Below are 16,897 nucleotides of genomic sequence, written 5' to 3'. Positions count from 1 at the left end.
CGCGAAACCGGGTCAGCGCCATACCGGGGCAATGTGAGCGCATGCGGGATTCGTTTGCTTCGCGCCTGAAGGCGCGCCTACACGGGCGCCAAACCGCTTAACGCATCACATTCCGCAGCGCACCACATCCTGCGTCCTAAAGAACCCATCGGCACTGCCGCTACCCCTCCCAGTAACGTTTGTCCGGAGCGACGATGAGCACTGTGGCACTGCTGCAGGATCTCGGTATCGAGACCACCAGCGAGTTGAAACAGCAACTGGCCCCGCACCTTGGCCAAGGTGGGGAACTGCGCGTGGACGCCAGCCAGGTGACGCGGGTGCATACCGCCGCCATGCAGGTGCTGTGCGCCTTCGTGCTGGCCCGGCAGCAAGCCGGGCATGCCACCGTCTTCGACGACGCTACGGCAACCTTCCACGACGCCGCGCGCCTGCTCGGTGTCCTCCGGACCCTGGGTCTGGAAGCAACCCCTGACACAACGAAATCTGTGGAGAACGCTGCATGAGCGCACGAATCCTGGTGGTGGACGACTCGGCGTCAATGCGCCAGATGGTCTCTTTCGCCCTTACCTCGGCCGGTTTTTCGGTGGAAGAAGCCGAAGACGGCGCCGTGGCCCTGGGCCGCGCCAAGGGCCAGCGTTTCAATGCCGTGGTCACCGACGTGAACATGCCGAACATGGACGGCATTTCGCTGATCCGCGAGCTGCGCCAGCTGCCGGACTACAAGTTCACCCCGATGCTGATGCTCACCACCGAGTCGGCCGCCGACAAGAAATCCGAAGGCAAGGCCGCCGGGGCCACCGGCTGGCTGGTCAAGCCGTTCAACCCCGAACAGCTCGTCGCCACCGTCCAGAAAGTCCTGGGCTGATCAGCCTCACCTGCCTTACCAACGGATACCGCGCCGATGAGCATGGACCTGCAACGCTTCCACGCCACCTTCTTTGAAGAAAGCCGCGAAGGGCTGGATGCGATGGAGGCCGGCCTGCTCGCCCTGGAAGATGGCGCGCAGGATCCGGAAATCATCAACTCCGTTTTCCGCGCCGCCCATTCGATCAAGGGCGGTGCGGGCACGTTCGGGTTTGATGCAATCGCAAGCCTCACCCACGTGCTGGAAACCCTGCTGGACGAGCTGCGCGCAGGCAAGCGCGCACTGGCCAGCAATGCCGTTGACGCCATGCTGGCCTCGGTGGACGTGCTGCGTGCACTGCTGCGCGAGGCCGAACATGGCCAGGCGGCCGACCCGGCGGCGGTGAAAGCCGTCACCGATCGCCTGCAGGCCGTGTTGAGCGGCCAGGCACCTGCACCGGCAGCGGGCACGCCCAAACAGGACGAGACCCCGGACGCCTGGCAGATCGGCTTTGTACCGGCGCCGTCGCTGTTCATGAGCGGCAACGACCCGCTGCGCATCATTCGTGAGCTGGAAACACTCGGCTCGCTGCATGTCGAACCGCGCATGCAGCGCCTGCCCGCCTTCGACCAGCTCGATCCATTGGAGGCCTATCTGGCCTGGGATCTTGGTCTGGTCGGCAAAGTACCGCGCAGCCGTATTGAAGACACCTTCGCCTGGGTCGTGGACGACTGCGAACTGGACATTCGTCCCGCTGCACCGCCCAGCCTGGCAATCGACGCGCCGGTAGCGGAGCCCGTGCAGACAGCCGCTGTCGCCACCGATGCAGCCAAGCCGGCGGCCAACGGCGCACATGCGCATGAAGCCGAATCCTCCATCCGCGTCAGCGTCGACAAGGTCGACGCGCTGATCAACCTGGTCGGTGAGCTGGTCATCACCCAGGCCATGCTCAAGCAGGTCTCCGGCGGACTGGACGCAGCACACGCCGAGCAGTTGCTAGCCGGCCTGGATCTGCTGGAGCGCAACACGCGTGACCTGCAGGAAGCGGTCATCGGCGTGCGCATGCTGCCGGTGGACGCGGTATTCCGCCGTTTCCCGCGATTGGTCCGCGACCTTTCCAGCCGCCTCGGCAAGCAGGTGCGCCTGCGCACCATCGGCGAAGGTACCGAGCTGGACAAGGGCCTGATCGAAAAGATCGCCGACCCACTCGTGCACCTGGTCCGCAACTCCATCGACCACGGCCTTGAAATGCCGGACGTGCGCCGCGACGCAGGCAAGGAAGAAACCGGCACGATCACCCTGGCCGCCTCCCATCAGGGTGGCCACATCGTGATTGAAGTCAGCGATGACGGCCGTGGCCTGAACCGCGACAGGATCCTGGCCAAGGCGCTTGAGCGCGGCATCAGCGTGCCGGACAACCCCACCGATTCGCAGGTGTGGGATCTGATCTTCCAGCCGGGCTTCTCCACCGCCGATGCGGTGACCGACCTCTCCGGCCGTGGTGTCGGCATGGATGTGGTCCGCCGCAACATCCAGGCACTCGGGGGCGAAGTGCAATTGGAAAGCCGCCCAGGCTCGGGTACCCGCGTCCTGATCCGCTTGCCGCTGACGCTGGCCATCCTTGATGGCATGACGGTGTCGGTAGCCGGCGAAACGCTGATCCTGCCGCTGGCCTATGTGCTGGAAGCCCTGCAGCCGCAGGCCGAGGACATCCGCACCATGGCCGGCGAAGGCCGCGTCCTGCGTGTTCGCGGCGAGTACCTGCCCATTCTTTCGCTGGGCCAGCACTACGGCTACCGCGACAGCAGTCACGCCGATCCGCTGGTGGTCGTGGTCGAAAGCGACGGCCAGAAAATCGCACTGGAAGTGGATGAACTGCTCGGCCAGCAGCAGGTGGTGGTCAAGAACATCGAGAACAACTACCGCCGCATCGGTGGTGTCTCCGGTGCCACCATCCTTGGCGATGGACGCGTTGCCTTGATCGTCGACATCGGTGGCCTGGTACGTTCGCTGCGGGTACCGCAGGCAGCCTGAAGCACGCCCGGGCAAGCCGGGCACCTTCATAGGGCAGCCATTCGCACTGCGCCCTGCTTCCCGGCGTATGCAACTCAGCCGCCTTCTCCTTCGTCCGGGAAGGCGCCCTGATACAGGCAAACGCAGGGCCTCTTCAGCGTTCAACGGATCCCCTCTGCCTCACCCAGTGAATCACCCCCTACCGGGTTCGCCGGATCTTGAAGAAGCGATTTCCGCTGCAGCGCTCGCGCAGCTGCGATGGACTGGCCTGCAACCCATGATGTCCATTGCCCTTGCATAGGGACGCCTGAGACGGCACCGATGTGCCACATGCAGCTGTCGCAAGCCTCCTTCTGACCCGCAACGCATCAGGGCAAACCGCACTCTAGCATCGGCTTTCCACGCCGGCACAGCTGCTTTCCCCATCCCTCCAAATGCTGCTCAGCGGCGTTGCTCACAGTTACTCAAGAACACTCACGCAGCGCCGATACCTCAGCACGTTCGTGGTTTCAGCATCACCGGGTGCCCCCGCCGCCCTGCTCTATCAACCGTCACTTCCGCAGGTGCATCGGGCCTGTACACGGAGCGCAATGCCAATGGAGGCGTCTGCAATGAAATGGTTCCAGAACCTGTCTATCACGCGGAAGCTGCTGCTGGCTTTCTGCACCACCGGCCTGCTGACGCTGCTGCTGGGCCTGTTTTCCGCATGGCGCATGGACCTGGCTGAAAACCAGATCCAGCAGGCCACGCACAACTGGATGCCTTCGGTGCAGCACCTGGGCGAAATGCGTGCGCAGCTGGGCGAGTTCCGCACCTTTGAACAGGCGCAACTGTCCTACCAGGGCGATGCTGCCCAGCTGGCCGACTACGAAAAGCGCATGGCCGATACCCGCGCGCTGATCGAGGCCGAAGAAAAGGCATATGACGCGATCGACGTCGAATCCACACCCGAGGAAAAGGCGCTCTACGACAAAGTGGCACAATCGCGCGCGGCTTATTTCGAGGCACACGAGCGCATTTCCGCCGCCATTGCCATGGATGATTTCGCGACCGCCACGCAGATATCCAACACCGATTCGCGCAAGCTGCGTCGTGAACTGTTCGATCGGCTCAAGCAGCTTTCGCAGTACAACCAGGAACACCTGACCCGGCAAACCGACGCCTCGCATGAAGTGCACAAGCGCTCCCTGCTCACGGTGTTTGGCATGTTGGCCCTGGCCCTGGCATTGGCCGCACTGATGGGCTGGGCCATCACCCGCGCCATCATGCTGCCGCTGGGCGAAGCCGTGCGCGTTGCCGATGACGTCTCGGCCGGCAAGCTGGACCGTCGCATCGATGCCTCCCGCCGCGATGAAGTGGGCATGCTGCTCGGCTCCATGCAACGCATGCAGACGCAGCTGCAGTCGGTCATTTCCGCACAGCATGAAATGGCACGCCAGCACGATACCGGCAGCATCAGCTATCGCATGGACGAAAGCCTGTTCCCCGGTGACTACGGGCAGATGGTGCGTGCCACCAACGGCCTGGTCGCCGCCAACGTGGACACCATCGTCGACACGCTGGACATCCTCAGGCGCTACTCGATTGGCGACATGAGCGTGGACATCGAACGCCTGCCGGGTGAAAAGGCCGCAATCACCGAAACCGTGGACAGCATCAAGGCCAATCTGTCGGCCATCAACACCGAGATCAAACGCCTGGCCAGCGCCGCTGCTGCGGGCGACTTCAGCCAGCGCGGTGAGCTTGACCGCTACCAGCACGATTTCCGCGAGATGGTCGCTGGGCTGAACCACCTGATGGAGACTGCCGACGGCAATCTCGAACAGGTATCGCAGGTGCTCAAGGCACTGGCCCAGGGCGACCTCACCACACGCATGGATGGCCGCTTCAACGGTGTTTTCGCACTGATGCGTGACGATGCCAATGCCACCGTCGACCAGCTCGCCGGGATTGTCGGCCGCATTCAGAACGCCGCATCCAGCATCAATCTCGCCGCCACCGAAATTGCCACCGGCAACAACGACCTGTCACGCCGTACCGAGCAGCAGGCCGCCAACCTGGAAGAAACCGCCGCCTCGATGGAGGAGCTGACCTCCACCGTGCGCCAGAATGCCGAACACGCCCGCCAGGCCAACCAGCTCGCCATCGGCGCGCACGAGGTAGCCACCCAGGGCGGCAACGTGGTGCAGCAGGTGGTCAGCACCATGAGCGAAATCGAAGTCTCCTCGCGGAAGATCGCCGAGATCATTTCGGTCATCGACGGCATTGCATTCCAGACCAATATCCTGGCCCTGAACGCTGCAGTGGAAGCCGCGCGGGCAGGCGAACAGGGCCGCGGCTTTGCCGTGGTGGCCTCCGAAGTACGTACGCTGGCGCAGCGTTCGGCCGCTGCGGCCAAGGAGATCAAGGGCCTGATCGAGGATTCAGTCGGCAAAGTGGGGGAAGGTTCGTCACTGGTCAGCCAGGCCGGCACCACCATGGGCGAAATTGTTGCCTCGGTGCAGCGCGTCACCGACATCATGGCCGAGATCTCCGCCGCCTCGCAGGAGCAGTCCGCCGGCATCGAACAGGTCAACCAGACCGTGGTGCAGATGGACGAAACCACACAGCAGAACGCTGCGTTGGTGGAAGAAGCCACCGCCGCTGCCCGCGCAATGGAAGAACAGGCGCTGTTGCTCAACGAAGCCGTTGCCGCATTCCGCATGACAACGGCCGTGCGCCCCACCTCGGTGATCACGCGCAACAAGGAAGCGGTGGCCACACCGTTGGCAACCTTGCGCCCTGCGCGTTCGACGACATCGCCGCGTCGACTGGAGCCAATGGTTGCCAACGGCGAGGACTGGCAGGAGTTCTGATCCACTCGCTCCAGCGCCCCATCAACAGCCCCGTTCGCAAGGACGGGGCTGTTTTCGTTTGGGCCAACGGCTGCCCGATGCCAGTCACCTGCCGGGGCATTTTCACCAAACAAGTGATGGACGGCACAGGTTGTTTCGGATGCACATCACGTTGTGAGTCTGGTTTTAGTGAATACGGCGATTTGTGCTGAATCCTTCACAATTTCTGCGCCTTTTGTCCTACAGCTGCAAGGGTATGACGCCGATACGGATTCAGATGAAACCGTTTGAGCGCAGCGACGCGCGCGCCTTCCAACGGCATCTGCACAGGGAATGACACCTGCCGTACCCCTCATCAACGATCCGGAGAGCAAGAGATGGAGTTCTTTCGCAACCTCACGATCACACGAAAGCTGGCAATCGCTTTCACCCTCACAACCTTGGCCACAGTCGCCATGGGCGGCTTCGCTGCCCTCCGCCTCAAGCAGGCCAGCGTGCAACTGGATGCAGTGAGTGCACGCTACATGCCCGCAGTGCAATTCCTGGACCGCATCCGCACCGACCTTGCCGAAATCCGCATTGCCGAGCTGTCCCAGCTCTCGCATCTGCAGGAGCCTGCATTTGTTGCCGAGTACAACCAACGCATCGCTGACCAGCGCCAGAAGCTGGCTGAACACAGCAGGCAATACGAGGCATTGGCCGCCAGCGACGAGCAGAAGGCCCTGTACGCGAAAATGCAGCAGACCGCACAGGCCTACTTCCAGGCCCATGCGCTGATGGAAAAAGCCATCGCCGACGGTGCCTTCGACGATGCCCACGCCATTTCCAACGACCAGTCGCGCATTGCACGCCGTAACCTCTTCCAGGACGTGGAAAACCTGAGCGCTTATGTCGTCTCGGCGCTGCAACGCGAGACCGCCAGCACCCGGGCGACGCAGGCCAGCAGCATCACCGCCATACTCGTCTTCATGTTGATTCTTGGCGCCACATCCGCAGCGCTGGGTGTGACCATCTTCCGCTCCATTGTCGGCCCCATTCGCATCGCGCTGCGTGCGGCGGACGACGTGGCCAGCGGCCGCCTTGATGGCTCCATCGACGGAACCGGCAAGGATGAAGTCGGCCAGCTCCTGGCCTCCATGCAACGCATGCAGGGGCAGCTCAAGGCCGTCATCGCCGCGCAGGTGGAATTGACCCACGCCCATGACGAAGGGCAGATCAGCTTCCGTATCGACGAAAGCCGGTTCCCCGGCGAATACGGCCGCATGGTGCGCGAGGTCAACGCAGTCGTTGCCCAGCACATTGCGGTGAAGATGCGCACCGTGGAGGTGATGCGACACTACGCACGCGGCGACCTGTCCGTGGACATGGACCGCCTGCCCGGTGAGAAAGCCGTCATCACCGATGCCATGGACAGCACCAAGGCCAGCCTGTCGGCGATCAACGGCGAGATCAAGCGTCTATCCGCTGCCGCAGCCGTTGGTGACTTCAGCCAGCGCGGGGAGGCCGCTCACTTCGAGCATGATTTCCGCGAGATGGTCAGTGGCCTCAACGCGCTGATGGAAACGACCGAGGGCAATCTCGGCCATCTCTCACAACTGCTGCATGCCATTGCCCAGGGCGACCTCACCCAGCGCATGGACGGCGACTTCCATGGTGTGTTCGCCCGCATGCGCGATGACGGCAATGCGAGCATGGATCAACTGGCGGCCATCGTGTCGCGCATCCAGGCCGCCAGCGGCAGCATCACCCTGTCAGCCAGTGAAATCGCCACCGGCAACAACGACCTCTCGCGCCGCACCGAACAACAGGCCGCCAACCTCGAAGAAACCGCCGCATCGATGGAAGAGCTGACTTCCACCGTGCGCCAGAACGCCGAGCACGCGCGCCAGGCCGACCAGCTCGCCCGTGGCGCGGCCGAAGTGGCCGCCAAGGGTGGCGAGGTGGTCAATCAGGTGGTCACCACCATGACCTCCATCGAGCAGTCCTCGCAGCGGATTGCAGACATCATCAGCGTCATCGATGGCATCGCGTTCCAGACCAACATCCTCGCACTGAACGCGGCGGTCGAAGCTGCACGCGCAGGCGATCAGGGCCGGGGCTTTGCGGTAGTCGCAACCGAAGTGCGCACGCTGGCGCAGCGCTCGGCGTCAGCGGCCAAGGAGATCAAATCCCTGATTGACGACTCGGTGGACAAGGTGTCCGAAGGTTCACAGCTGGTCCAGCGCGCCGGCACCACCATGGACGACATCGTGGCCTCGGTACAGCGCGTGACCACGATCATGGCCGACATCGCCGGCGCCTCGCAGGAGCAGAGTGCCGGTATCGAGCAAGTCAACCAGACCGTCATGCAGATGGACGAAAGCACGCAGCAGAATGCGGCGCTGGTCGAAGAAGCCACCGCAGCGGCGCGCTCCATGGAGGACCAGGCGCAGCAGCTCACCGACGCAGTAGCGCAGTTCCGCCTCGCGGACACGTTGGCGCCCCCCCCGGCCCGCACGGCGCCCAACGCCAGCAAGCCAGTCCAACGCCCACGCCCGGCACTACGCGCCATCCCAAGCCCAGCACCGCGCGTACCCGTGGCAACCGGCAACGATTGGCAGGAGTTCTAGCACCATTACCGACGGCCGGCCGGACGCTCTCCGGCCGGCCGGGCTGTCCAGCGCTTGATCTCATCTGCCATCATCCCGTTCATCGGTGTCTCCTCTGGGGTTGTAGCACCTGAGCGGGTTTTCAGGGGGTCATTACAGTTCGCCCTAAACCATTGCTCACATCGTCAGCATGGCGTCCACCGCTTCGCTCCGCTCACTGGCCTCAATTCGCTGCAGCGTCGGCTGTGCTTATCACTTCCGCTGGCTTGTATTTGGTGCGCCCGAAATGGATCACGCGCCATTTGGTCTGATCGGCAAGTACCCAGTGGGATGCGGAATCATGCCCATAGCCGTCGAAGAACGTTTCTACGTACGGAGGCAACGGCGCCGTGTCGTCCCAGGCATCCACCATCGTCTGCTCAGCCAAATTGAGAATCTCTCCGCGATCGCGCTTTCGACGCATGCGCTCGATTTTCCTGAGCACGGTGTCATTCTCGACCCTGAGTCCGCGCAACTGCTTGCGCACCGTTTTCAACTCGTCCTCACGTTCACGTAGAGACGTATTAATCACATTCCGCGTATCGGCATCTTCCATCCGCTGATGAGGAAGATGGGATTCCTCATATCCGAGGGGCGCCGACAACGTGTTTCGCTGGCGCTGAAGTGTCTGTACTTCAGCCTTCAATGCAGCCTCGCGCTCGGCAAGGCGCTCCATTGACGGCAATTCATCGCCGCGCTCCTGACGCACACGCAGCCAGCGATGCAACAACCCCATATGTGCCGCCTGCAGGTCTTCAAAGCGCCCGCGCTTGATCGGCATGGCCTGCAGGTAGCCATTGAAGGCCGCCTGCAGTTCAGCATCCGATTTGTCGAACTCGGATCTCAAGAACTCATCAAGCTCGCTGATTGGCTTAAGTAACACGCCTGCCGTACTGGCCATGTCGTACATCTCGTTCAGTGCAAAACGGGCAATACTGTTCTTGCGCCCCTGCGTTCGTGGGTCATAACCGCCGCCCACATCTGAATGCACGCCCGGGAACCATATCTCCACCGTGTTGACGGGGTAGGCATCATGGTCGCGGGTGGAGTCCAGCGGGAATTGGCCGCGCAACTCGTGCGCCGCCGTCATATGCACGGATTGTTCGACCATGGCAGGGACATGCATGCCCTTGGCCCAACCGTTGTGCCCATTGCGAAAATTGATCGCCGCCGAACTAAAGGCCGGCCATACCGAGCACACGGTATCAAACACTCCCATAAAGGAAATACGTAGCGGAACCCGATCCTTGTAGAGCCACGTGCCATCCTCTTGACGCTTACAGCACGCTGCCAGGTCCCGAGCGAATGCGCGGGCGGATGCGGCACCACGGGAGAATCCAAAAACAGAAACCGTCACCACCAGAATCTTCATGGAGGCGGGTTGATCATCGATCAACTCATCAAGAACCTTCAGCGCGTGTTCGATACGTTCGCCGCCGCCTCTACCGAGTGCGAGACCGCCGACGCCGCCGTCATCTCCCACCTGCTCGCACGGAGTACCTACACCGGAAAGGTATTCCCGCCTTAGCCCCCTCCGGCGGTTATCTCGTTGATGCGCATCGAACAAGCGCGCGACGTTGGAAAGTGCCCGAATTTCCTCCGTCTTCCTAAGCTCCGCCTCCATATTGTTTCCGGTACCGTCAAAGAAAACGGCCAAGTAAAGTGGTGTGACACAACCTGTACCGGCGACCTCCCTGTCTACCAGCGTACAACTGGCCGCCAGCTGCCGCTGCGCCCTCTCAGCATCACTCAACGGACGCAGGCCGCGCGCCAGCCTCGCTGTTCGCGCGACACCATCAGTATCACCTAACACATCACTGGCACCCGGTTCCAGATCCACCTGGCCCGGAATCTCAGTGGGATCAGTGTTCCGCTTCATAATCCACATGCCCCTTCGGTATTAGCAAACGCCGCAAATTCCATTTCTCTCTATCACGTTGCACTAGCTCGCCCTCTACGCTGCCGTCAGGAAAGAAGTGCAGAAGCAACGTAGAAGCGTCTTTTGGATAAGGTGGCCGCACCATTATGTCAGCTCACCGATTCACCCAATGCTTTTCATCAACGTACGAGTTAGTGGATAGGTCATAGCGGCTCATTTCAACCCATGTCACATGAAGACTGACAGGGTCGCCATTGAACTTTCGCCGCCCCATTGATGATGAGCCACCGTTGGTATACGCATCCAGCCCGCCAAGGTAATCACCGTCCACCCGCACGAAATCAATATGGCGTTCCGTGTAGTTGAAGCCAAACAACCGCATGAATGGCGACTTCTTGTCGCGAGCCGTAGCCGAGCTGCAACCAACAACCAATAGCAGAAGCACCAGTGCCGCCGCAGCAGTCCACAGATATTTACTCATTAACAACCATCTTCAATATTCATCGCCAGCCGCGCAGATCGAAAAATGCATAAATAATCTCGGCGAAGTCAGTGTTCCGCCTCATAATCTACATGTCCCTTCGGCACTGGAAATCGCCTTAAATTCCACTTCTCCCCATCGCGCTGCACTAGTTCACCCTCAACACTTCCGTCAGGGAAAAAGTGCAGAAGTAATGTGGAAGCATCTGCGGGATAGGGATGTTTGATCTGAACGACCACGTCGTGTGATACCGCGTGGCCATCCGTGACGTAAGAGTTTCGTGCCAGGTCATAATAGTTCCCTTCTTCCCACTGAACCCGAATACTCGCTGGCTTTCCATCAAATTTGCTCCGCCCCATTGATGATGAGCCACCATTGGTATAAGCATCCAGCCCACCGACGTAGTTACCGTCCACCCGCACGAATCGCAGATAGCGCTCGCTATAATTGAAGCCAAACAAACCCATATATGTTGGCTTTTTCACGCGAGTCGCAGCCGAGCTGCAGCCGATTACCAATAAAAAAAACACCAACAATGCCGAAGCACCCCATATATATCTACTCATTTATAACTATCTCCAACATTCATCGCCGACCGCACCGATCAAAAATTACGCAAGTGCCAGCATCAGTTTCCATGGCCATTCGTTCGCAGGCAGCCCATTCATATCAGCGCACCGCACTATGATATCTATGCCCATCTGGCACAGGCATCCGCCTCAAGCCCCATTTATCCCTATCACGCTGCACCAATTCAGCCTCTACGCTTCCATCAGGAATAAAATGCAGAAGCAACGTAGATGCGTCTTTAGAGTACAGCGGCGATACCATTATGTCGGCTCGCCGATTAACCCAGTGCTTTTCATCAACGTATGAATTATTGGATAGGTCATATCGACTCATCTCAACCCAAGTCACATGGAGAATGACTGATTCTCCGTTGAATTTTTTTCGCCCCATTGATGACGACCCGCCGTTGGTATAGGCAGACAGACCACCCAGGTAGTTACCATCCACCCGCACGAAATCAATATGACGTTCCGTATAGTTGAAGCCAAACAAGCGCATGAACGGCGACTTCTTGTCGCGAGTCGCGGCCGAACTGCAACCAACGACCAATAGCAGAAGACCCAACAGGCCCAAGAAACCCCACAGATACTTACTCATTGGCAACCTACTGCTATATCCATCGCCAAATTCGCTAGGGCCATTAGCGCCTCCGGCCGGAGCGCGCTCAAATTCACTCCCAGCTCTCCTGCCGCGGCCACACGTCATTGTTGATATCGGCAGCGCTACGACGGCCGGAGGCGTAGTCGGCGAGACGTTCCGGCCAGCCGGGCGCGTCGGCCAGATCCTGACCTGTTAGTAGTGACCAGGTAACGACCATCACTACGCGCTTGCCATCTTCGATACCGAATGCTGAGGCCGTGGCCATGACTTTACGGAGGTAGGCATACCACCGATCACGTGGAACACGTTGCAGTAAATCCAGATCAGTCAGCTGGAAATGATCTATCAATGTGTATGGATAACTTGCATCAATCAGCGCATGTCGCTGCGCTGCCTCCAGCACCCAAGGTGGGTCATGCGGGTCTTGCACTGGGCAATGCAACTCCAGATGCGCCCAACATAAATCGTGTTGCAAATACGTCCAGCGGTGGCCAATGGCTAGAAAATCATCCCGCTGCCGCTCATCTAGTGCCTGCACCCACCAAGGCAACACCCTGGCATCGAAATAGCGGGAGAGAAATTGCTTTCCGTTTGGGTAGCCAGCATCAAGACGACGCTGCAGCCGTTGCAACAGCGCTTCAATCTGCAATGGTGATTCTATGAAGCTCAGAACACCGGGGCTACGGGCCGCGACTTCTATACGCTTCAGAAACCGCTCTATGTCGATGTCACGCGGCAGCTTCGCCAGGAACACACTGGCGTCATCCAGCCCATCAGCAAGCTGCCCATCGAACAGCGTCCGCAGTGGCGTCTGCAAATACCGGAAGATTTCTCTAGCGTGATCGCACTGCGCGCCATCGAGCAGGACATACCTCTCGACCCCTTCGTCGAGAGGCAGCCAATCATTCCCTGGGAATTTCCAATGTTTCGACATGAATCAGCCTTTCGGAGTAAGCGCCGCCGCACGTTGTGCGGCGAGCAGCAAACACTCCTTGCACACCGACTGCGGAAACACGGGTAGCGGGTAACGACCGCGTCCACCGGGAAGGAACGACTTCTGACTGGCTTCCACCTTGATCGTGCCGGGGCAGTTGAAGGTGATGTTGCCGTCTTCGATGGTCAGGCTGGCACCGGCGGCGGTGGCGATGTGGATCGTTTTGCCTGCACCCAGTTCCACCGCGCCCTGCGCGCTGGTGATGCGCAGCGCCCTGCGTGATTGCAGGCGGGCTTCGTCGTTCTGCGCCTGTATGTCCAACTCGCCGGTGCCGGCCACCAGGCTTATCGCGTTGCCACCCTTGGCATCGCCTTCGACCACGCTGGCCAGCATGCCAATGGCTTGACCGGCGTGCAGGCGCGCCTGGCGCATCACGGCGGCGTCGCTGTGGCCGCCACTGCCCAGCAACAGGCCTTCGCCTACGGTCCAGTGCAGTGCTTGCCCAGCGGCATGCACCACCCCGGCCGGCGCTGCCAGGCCCAACAGTGGGTCGCCGCTGTGTGGCACGCGGCCGGCACCGCCTGTTGCCTGGCGCTGGCCCGCCTGCACTGCGGCAGTGGCATGGTCATCACCGGCCACCACGGTCTGCACGCTGGCCAGCAACGCAGCCAGCGGCGCCTTGTCCGGCACCAACTGCGAGCGGTCCTTGGCGCCTGCGCCTTCCTGCAGGGCCAAGGGGCTGACCAAGTGGATGCGCGCCGCCTTGCTGAACTGCCCGCTCATCGCCTGCAACTGTTTGAGCAAGGCGGCCGGTTGCACGACTTCCCCGGCCGGGGTCTGCGGCGCATGCCCGTAAGCAGTGAACCAGCTTCCGGCGCTGGCCCGCACCGCGCCCCAGGCATCGGTGCGCAGTTCAAAGCCGGTCCCCCGCAGGCTGCCCAGATGGTTGTCCGACTGGTGCCGCAGGTGCCCCAGCGTCAGGTGCGAGGCGTATTGGCTGCAGGACAGCTGCACGCGCAGTTGTTGATTCTGGTCATCGAACAACAGGTGGTTGTTGCCTGCTCCGCCATCCCATTCCTGCGAGCGGATGCCCCATAGCGCGCCATCATGACGGTGCGCATCGTCACCGCCACCGGCCGCATGCCATGCCGGGGCATTGCCGCCGGTGAGATTGCCCTGGGCACTGCTGCGGTGGTCCGTTGCCTGTGCATACACCGCACGATTGGAAATGCCTGGCGCACCGGCCGGCGTGGGCGCGATGCCGCCTTCGCCGCGGCCGTTGTACAGCGCCCCGAGGACGATGGGGCGGTCGATGTCGCCATCCAGGAAACCCACCACCACTTCCTGGCCCACACGCGGCAGGAACTGGCTGCCCACACCCGGGCCCGCATAGCGTTGCACCACGCGCAGCCAGGCGCTGTCGTGCGCTCCATGGCTGCCGTCCTGAAAGTGAAAGCGCACCCGCACGCGCCCGTGGTGATCGGCATGCACGTCACGGCCTCCGCCAGGGGCGGCCACCACGAAGGCTGTCTGGTAGCCCGGCACGGTCGGGCGCGGGTTCAACCGGGCGCCGGTGCCATCTGTGAGAATCGGCCGCCATGGGCGGGCGCGATCCACCGCCTTGAATCGATTGCCGTAACCCACTTTTTCCGCAGACGCCCACAGCGCCGCGTCGTGCAATGGCAGCGGAGGCACGCCGCCCTCGGCCTCCAGCGCAACGCGTACATCGGTGGGCAGGTTGTTGATGCCGGCATGCTGCACTTCCACCAGCAGCAATGCCGGCGGGGCCGCCAGTGGCGCCTGTTGCAGTGTGAAGCAATGACCGGACTGGAAGCCACGCACCGTGCCCTGGCCCTGCCAGGCAACACGATGCGCCTCACGCGCTTCGGCCTGCAGGCGCGCCTGGCGCTGCGCCTCATGCCAGCTACTGAACGCATAGGCGCCAACAGCGTCGTGATCCTCACGGCCGGTACCGCTGCCAGCGCCGTCCATCGGCAGGTGAGCGCCGATACCACGCACGGTCAGGTAATCATCGCTCTGCAGAGTCAACTGCGTGCTGCCCAGCACGCCTCGGCGGCCGATCTGCTGGACGCTGTCGCTGGCTTCAGTGGCATCACTGCGGTGGAAACGCACGCCACTGGCCGCGCTGGTGGCATCCTCCGGCAGGCCGGGGCTGTCGGCGAAGATCTCCATGCCATTGCCGCAGGGGGCGCTGTCGTCGCGATACAGGCGCCAACCCAGACCTTCCTCGGCCAACAGCCGCTGCACGAAGTCCAGGTCGCTTTCGCGGTACTGCACGCAATAGCTGCGCACGCGTCCTTCGAGAAATGCATCGCTGCCGTCGGCCCAGCGCCAGCAGGCCAGCTGCGGGTGACCGCCCAGAACCGCATCGACGATCTGGCGCAGGCTTTGCTCCTGGAACACACGGCTGTTGCGTGCGTGCTGCAGCCACCAGGTCCAGGACATCAGCGAAAGCCGATAACGGGCCAGCCCGCCCTCGGCACTGAGCCGGCGTACTTCCTGGATCAGCCCGCTGCGCTGCCATTGCCCGCCATCGGCCAGACGCCCGCTCAAGGTTGCCGGCGTGCCCGGCAATGCATTCAACCTGATGCCGGCGTCGAGGCTGAGTACATCCACCTCGGTCTGTGCATGGTCACACAACGCATCACGGCCGGACCAGCGGTCCACCACGCAGTTGCCCAACAAGGTCGAATGCAGGCGATACAGCCGCTGCGCATCGTCCATGCCGGCCATCCTTGCCAGCGCCACCTTCAGCCTTTCCATGCTGTCACCGTCCTTGGCGCGCCAAGCTTCATCGCGCGCGGTACCCTTAGCCAGCGGCGGAATCTAGCAGACTCCCATCGCGGGAAATTCCGCTTTTGTCGTGAATGTCGCGACAGAATTGATTGCGTTCTTCCGCGGGGTGACAAGTTGGCGAATCACCCATACGCCGCAGCCAAGTGCCACCACCGCACGCCCGCAACAGCATCCGCTGCAGGCCGGCAGCAACGTTTGCGACGCAAGCCCAATGCCCCAACAGTCGACCGCCCCCTCAACAAGGGGGCTAAAGATGTAGAAAGGGCGGCCGCTATCACAGTTTCCAGCGGCTTGAGTGACAAGCCCTGCTCTTTCGGCCCATCGCAAGCGTGCCCATGTCCGTAAACGACCCCTTCGAGCCGAGCCCTTCAAACGCCGCAGGCAAGCTTTACGCCGACGACCGCTACATGGTGCGCAACCGCCATCAGGTCCGGCATCTGCTGCAATCGATGATCGGCCAGCGCTCCCTGATCAACGCACACCCCGATGGCCGGGACCAGTCATTCCCCAGCGCCATCCTCGAAGTGGACGAAGACAGCCTGCTGCTCGACGCCAGCCCTGTGCCGTCGGTCAATCGTTCGGTGGAAAGCGCCTCTTCGCTGCTGTGCTTTGGCCTGGTGGACAAGGTCACCGTCCGTTTCCAGCTGCATCACCACACGCGTGTCGAGCGTGATGGCCACATTGCCTTCCAGGCGCCGCTGCCGGAAGAGGTCTATCACCTGCAGCGACGGGAGTTCTATCGGCTGGAGACCCCGGTCGGTGATTCCCCCTATTGCCTGTTGCCCGACCCTGACGGCGGCCAGGCCAGCCGGTGGCGGGTGCTGGACATCAGCGCCGGCGGCCTCGCATTGATGCTGCCCTCGCCACAGGGCCTGCTCAAGCTGCAAAACCGCTACCACGACTGCACCCTGCTGATCCCCGAGTCCCCGCCGATCAGCACATCCCTGGTGGTCTGCGACCTGCGCCAGCAAAAACAGGCCAATGGCGTGGAGATGACACGCGCAGGCCTTCGTTTCGAGAATCTGCCGCGCGGTGCCGACACGTTGATCCAGCGCTATATCTTCCGCATCGACCGCCTGCGCAAGGCGCGCGCCAACGGCGAGTAGCGCGCAACAACAACTGGCTGGATGAGTGGACAGCTGCAGGATCTCTGCTGCGTGCGCCTGTTCGCCCATCCGCCGGTTCTGCGCGGCGCCCCGCCCCCCCCCCCCCCCCCCCACGCCCGGCGCGCCGGCCGCCCACCCCCCCGCCCCCCCCCACCCCCAGCCACCCCCCCCCCCCCGCCCCCCCACCACCCC

General features: G+C 62.0%; 12 protein-coding genes. 6 read left to right on the top strand and 6 right to left on the bottom strand.

Going from position 1 to position 16,897, the window contains the following annotated elements:
- The first annotated feature begins 194 nt into the window (after positions 1 to 194).
- The 5 genes from ACVOLO_RS11715 to ACVOLO_RS11695 all read left to right on the top strand — a co-directional run bounded on the left by ACVOLO_RS11715 (position 195) and on the right by ACVOLO_RS11695 (position 8,300).
- The gene (locus ACVOLO_RS11715; RefSeq protein ID WP_481570470.1) at positions 195 to 503 is read left to right on the top strand and encodes an STAS domain-containing protein; all 309 of its coding nucleotides are present in this window, start codon (positions 195 to 197) and stop codon (positions 501 to 503) included.
- Positions 500 to 865 carry a response regulator gene (locus tag ACVOLO_RS11710; protein ID WP_038688521.1) on the top strand — a complete coding sequence of 122 codons (366 nt, stop codon included), beginning with the start codon at positions 500 to 502 and terminating at the stop codon, positions 863 to 865. Before ACVOLO_RS11715 ends, ACVOLO_RS11710 begins: the two co-directional genes overlap by 4 nt.
- A 36-nt stretch (positions 866 to 901) precedes the next feature.
- The gene (locus tag ACVOLO_RS11705; RefSeq protein ID WP_481570469.1) at positions 902 to 2,878 is read left to right on the top strand and encodes a chemotaxis protein CheA; all 1,977 of its coding nucleotides are present in this window, start codon (positions 902 to 904) and stop codon (positions 2,876 to 2,878) included.
- Between the two features lie 590 nt (positions 2,879 to 3,468).
- The gene (locus tag ACVOLO_RS11700; RefSeq protein WP_481570468.1) at positions 3,469 to 5,712 is read left to right on the top strand and encodes a methyl-accepting chemotaxis protein; all 2,244 of its coding nucleotides are present in this window, start codon (positions 3,469 to 3,471) and stop codon (positions 5,710 to 5,712) included.
- A gap of 356 nt (positions 5,713 to 6,068) precedes the next feature.
- On the top strand, positions 6,069 to 8,300 hold the full coding sequence (locus ACVOLO_RS11695) for a methyl-accepting chemotaxis protein (RefSeq protein ID WP_481570467.1): 2,232 nt from the start codon (positions 6,069 to 6,071) through the stop codon (positions 8,298 to 8,300).
- Positions 8,301 to 8,502: 202 nt separating this feature from the next.
- Here the strand turns inward: ACVOLO_RS11695 and ACVOLO_RS11690 are convergent, their stop codons facing one another.
- From ACVOLO_RS11690 to ACVOLO_RS11665, 6 genes are all read right to left on the bottom strand, one after another.
- Positions 8,503 to 10,206 (bottom strand): T6SS phospholipase effector Tle1-like catalytic domain-containing protein, encoded by a 1,704-nt coding sequence (locus ACVOLO_RS11690; RefSeq protein ID WP_481570466.1) that lies wholly within the window; start codon positions 10,204 to 10,206, stop codon positions 8,503 to 8,505.
- A 145-nt stretch (positions 10,207 to 10,351) separates the two neighbouring features.
- On the bottom strand, positions 10,352 to 10,678 hold the full coding sequence (locus tag ACVOLO_RS11685) for a hypothetical protein (RefSeq protein ID WP_481570465.1): 327 nt from the start codon (positions 10,676 to 10,678) through the stop codon (positions 10,352 to 10,354).
- 68 nt (positions 10,679 to 10,746) lie between these two features.
- Positions 10,747 to 11,244, bottom strand: coding sequence for a hypothetical protein (locus tag ACVOLO_RS11680; RefSeq protein WP_481570464.1), 498 nt, complete (start codon positions 11,242 to 11,244; stop codon positions 10,747 to 10,749).
- Between the two features lie 103 nt (positions 11,245 to 11,347).
- Positions 11,348 to 11,845 (bottom strand): hypothetical protein, encoded by a 498-nt coding sequence (locus tag ACVOLO_RS11675; RefSeq protein ID WP_481570463.1) that lies wholly within the window; start codon positions 11,843 to 11,845, stop codon positions 11,348 to 11,350.
- 73 nt (positions 11,846 to 11,918) lie between these two features.
- On the bottom strand, positions 11,919 to 12,782 hold the full coding sequence (locus tag ACVOLO_RS11670; RefSeq protein ID WP_481570462.1) for a DUF4123 domain-containing protein: 864 nt from the start codon (positions 12,780 to 12,782) through the stop codon (positions 11,919 to 11,921).
- 3 nt (positions 12,783 to 12,785) lie between these two features.
- A complete protein-coding gene (locus tag ACVOLO_RS11665; RefSeq protein WP_481570461.1) occupies positions 12,786 to 15,566 on the bottom strand; it encodes a type VI secretion system Vgr family protein in 2,781 nt (926 codons plus the stop codon).
- 368 nt (positions 15,567 to 15,934) lie between these two features.
- On the opposite strand from ACVOLO_RS11665, the gene ACVOLO_RS11660 reads away from it, so the two are divergent.
- Complete coding sequence (locus ACVOLO_RS11660) at positions 15,935 to 16,705, top strand: flagellar brake protein (protein WP_481570460.1); 771 nt, start codon at positions 15,935 to 15,937, stop codon at positions 16,703 to 16,705.
- Positions 16,706 to 16,897: the final 192 nt, after the last annotated feature.

Source organism: Stenotrophomonas sp. STEN056, assembly GCF_056759635.1.
This window is presented reverse-complemented; position numbering and strand designations above follow the sequence as displayed.